A 3,564-nucleotide genomic window follows, 5' to 3' on the forward strand; every position below is an offset into this window, starting at 1 on the left:
ACCTGTAAGTAGATCACTAACTATCTATAAGTAATTGACTAGTTACCTATAAGTAGATGACTTATCCTGCCCGGTTTCTCCCTTATCTCTTACTTTTCAGGGGATATTTTGTTCCAGAATAAATGTAAGTATTTCGATATCACACTATCAGTCTGGCACTTAACTGATTTTCACTTCGATATTTCCAACCGTCCCTGTCATCGGGCGGAAATATCGCATTCTCAGGCGATTAAAAATACAAAGTGTCACTATGACAGAGCAGATTAGTAAGAGTATCACTAATCACCAATCACTAAACACTCCCCCCGTCCCCCTAAAGCCATTATCGCAGATTAACATTACATTTTCCCCACCCTCTACTTGGATTATTGAATTTATTCCTAACTTTGCCGCCGATAACGGTTTCCGAATCACTGCAAGCGTGAAACGGAATTAAAAGGGAACCCTGTGAAAGTCAGGGACTATCCCCGTAGCTGTAAGTTTCATCTCCTAACACTCTGGAAGAACAAGGTGTGGCATTCTTTAGCCACTGGTCATGCAAAGACCGGGAAGGCGCCACAACAGAAACAAGTCAGAAGACCTGCCGCTATTTAGAAGCTGTTTGGAACTTATTCAGTTCCCTTTTTAAGAGACTGAATAAATAACCTGAAAGAAATTCAAAACAGCTTCTTACAATCATTCAGGCTTTCGGGTGAAAGGCAATAGAGTGTATCCCTTAAAAGATTCATTTTATTATTCCGGTCCGTTGTGCTCATGTATGATTGGTATGCTAAACAACAGAAGTTTGTATATTACACCTTATTATATTATAGACATGGTCAATTCGGAAACATTCATAGTCAAAAGAGACGGAAAGAAAGAGACTTTCTCTCTTGATAAAATTAAGAACGCAATCAGCAAAGCATTCTTATCAGTAGGCAGCTTCGCCACACAGGACGTCATTACCAACATACTAAGCCGCGTCAGTATCAGCGATGGAACCAGTGTAGAAGAAATCCAAAACCAGGTAGAAGTCGCCCTCATGGCGGAACACTATTACGGCGTAGCCAAATCCTTCATGATCTATCGCCAGAAACATCTGGAAGACCGCGAAGTACGCGACAAACTGCGCTTCCTCATGGACTACTGCAATGCCCAGAACCCTGCTACCGGCAGCAAATACGACGCCAACGCCAACGTTGAAAACAAGAACATAGCCACCCTGATAGGCGAACTTCCCAAATCAAACTTCATCCGTTTAAACCGCCGGCTACTGACCGACCGCTTGAAGGACATGTACGGCAAAGAATTGTCAGACCGCTACCTGGAATTGCTCAACCACCACTTCATATACAAGAACGATGAAACCAACCTTGCCAACTATTGCGCCAGCATCACCATGTATCCCTGGCTGATAAGCGGCACCATGTCGGTAGGCGGTAACTCCACCGCTCCTACGAACCTTAAATCCTTCTGCGGAGGATTCATCAACATGGTATTCATCGTTTCGAGTATGCTCAGCGGCGCATGCGCCACCCCCGAATTCCTGATGTACATGAACTACTTCATAGAAAAGGAATACGGCGAGGACTATTACCTGCACCCGGAACAGCTTGCCGACTTATCCACCAAGAAGAGAAGCATAGACAAAGTCATCACCGACTGTTTCGAACAAGTAGTATATTCCATCAACCAGCCAACGGGAGCCAGAAACTTCCAGGCAGTATTCTGGAACATAGCTTATTATGACGAATACTATTTCAACAGCCTCTTTGAACACTTCGTTTTCCCCGACGGAAGCAAGCCGAACTGGGAATCGTTGAGTTGGTTGCAGCAACGTTTCATGAGATGGTTCAACAAAGAACGCACCAAGACAGTACTCACTTTCCCGGTAGAAACAATGGCGTTACTGACAAAGGACGGAGATGTACTGGACAAGGAATACGGTGATTTCACAGCAGAAATGTATGCGGAAGGACACTCCTTCTTTACCTATATGAGCGACAACGCAGACTCCTTAAGCAGTTGTTGCCGCCTGCGCAATGAGATACAGGACAATGGTTTTAGCTACACCCTGGGAGCCGGCGGCGTATCTACAGGTTCAAAAAGCGTGCTGACTATAAACCTGAACCGTTGCATCCAGCACGCTGTTAAATCCGGTTTGCTTCACCATTTCTTCCTCGAAGAGGTAGTAGACCTGGTGCATAAAGTGCAACTGGCATACAATGAGAACCTGAAACAGTTGCAGAACAAAGGTATGCTACCACTATTTGATGCCGGTTACATCAATATGGGGCGGCAATATCTCACCATCGGTGTGAACGGATTAGTGGAAGCCGCTCAATTCATGGGAATTGAAATCAATGATAACCCCAAATACGAGGCATTTGTGCAGGAGATTCTGGGAATAGTGGAAAAGTATAACAAGAAATACCGTACGAAAGACGTACTATTCAATTGCGAAATGATTCCGGCAGAGAACGTAGGCGTGAAACATGCCAAGTGGGACAAGGAAGCCGGACTCCAGACTTTCCGCGAGTGCTACAACAGTTACTTCTATATCGTGGAAGACGAATCACTGAATATCATAGACAAGTTCCGCCTGCATGGGCACCGGTACATAGAACACCTGACCGGTGGTTCGGCACTTCACATGAATCTGGAAGAACATTTAAGCAAAGAGCAATACAGGCAATTACTTCGGGTGGCCGCCACAGAGGGCTGCAATTACTTTACTTTCAATATACCTAACACGGTTTGCAACGAATGTAACCACATCGACAAAAGATACTTGCGAGAGTGTCCTAAATGCCATAGTCAAAATGTAGATTACCTAACCCGTGTCATCGGTTACATGAAGCGAATCAGTAATTTCTCTCAAGCCCGGCAAAGGGAGGCTGCCCGAAGATATTATGTTGAAGTACACTGATTACGACATTGTCTTTCAGGAGATACCGGACGAAGTGACTTTGGCAATCAATCTGTCCAATTGCCCGAACAGATGTAAAGGTTGCCACAGTCCTTACCTGCAAAAGGACGTTGGGGAAGTGCTGACGAAAGAAAGTCTTTCCGTACTTCTACGAAAATACGGAAAAGCTGTTACGTGTGTTTGCTTTATGGGTGGCGATGCCGCCCCCAAGGATGTGGAACACTTGGCAAACTTCCTTCAACAACAGCATATCAGCCCTGTAAAAGTAGGCTGGTATTCCGGTAAGCCTGAACTGCCCGCAGGGTTTTCCATCCAAAGCTTTCAATACATCAAACTTGGGCCTTACATAGAGAGCTGCGGTAGTTTGAAATCGGCACAAACCAACCAGCGGCTTTACAAGATTGCAGAAGGGGAAATGAATGATATAACCTATCTGTTCAGAAAAGGAGTTGATGTTCCTTGAGAGTTAATAAGTACGCATGTTTAATTATCTTATAGTATCTGTCAAAGTATAAACTAATCATGAACACTTACTTAAGTGTCTCGTCATAAATAGTTTGTATTATAAATGAGAATTTAGCGAAGCAGTGATTAGTGGTTAGTGATTAGTGGTTAGTGGTTAGTGATAAGTGATTAGTGATTAGCAAGACTATCTC

Annotated in this window: 2 protein-coding genes and 1 riboswitch; both genes read left to right on the forward strand. The window is 44.1% G+C overall.

Going from position 1 to position 3,564, the window contains the following annotated elements:
• Positions 1-382 precede the first annotated feature (382 nt).
• Positions 383-602, forward strand: a riboswitch (cobalamin riboswitch).
• A 212-nt stretch (positions 603-814) separates the two neighbouring features.
• Complete coding sequence (gene nrdD, locus B2Z67_RS09980; protein WP_291529680.1) at positions 815-2,908, forward strand: anaerobic ribonucleoside-triphosphate reductase; 2,094 nt, start codon at positions 815-817, stop codon at positions 2,906-2,908.
• Entirely contained in the window at positions 2,892-3,371 is a 480-nt protein-coding gene (nrdG, locus tag B2Z67_RS09985; RefSeq protein WP_291529681.1) for an anaerobic ribonucleoside-triphosphate reductase activating protein, read from the forward strand. Before nrdD ends, nrdG begins: the two co-directional genes overlap by 17 nt.
• The last annotated feature ends 193 nt before the right edge of the window (positions 3,372-3,564 follow it).

It is taken from the genome of Bacteroides sp. UBA939 (genome assembly GCF_002293435.1).
In the GTDB taxonomy this organism is placed as follows: domain Bacteria; phylum Bacteroidota; class Bacteroidia; order Bacteroidales; family Bacteroidaceae; genus Bacteroides.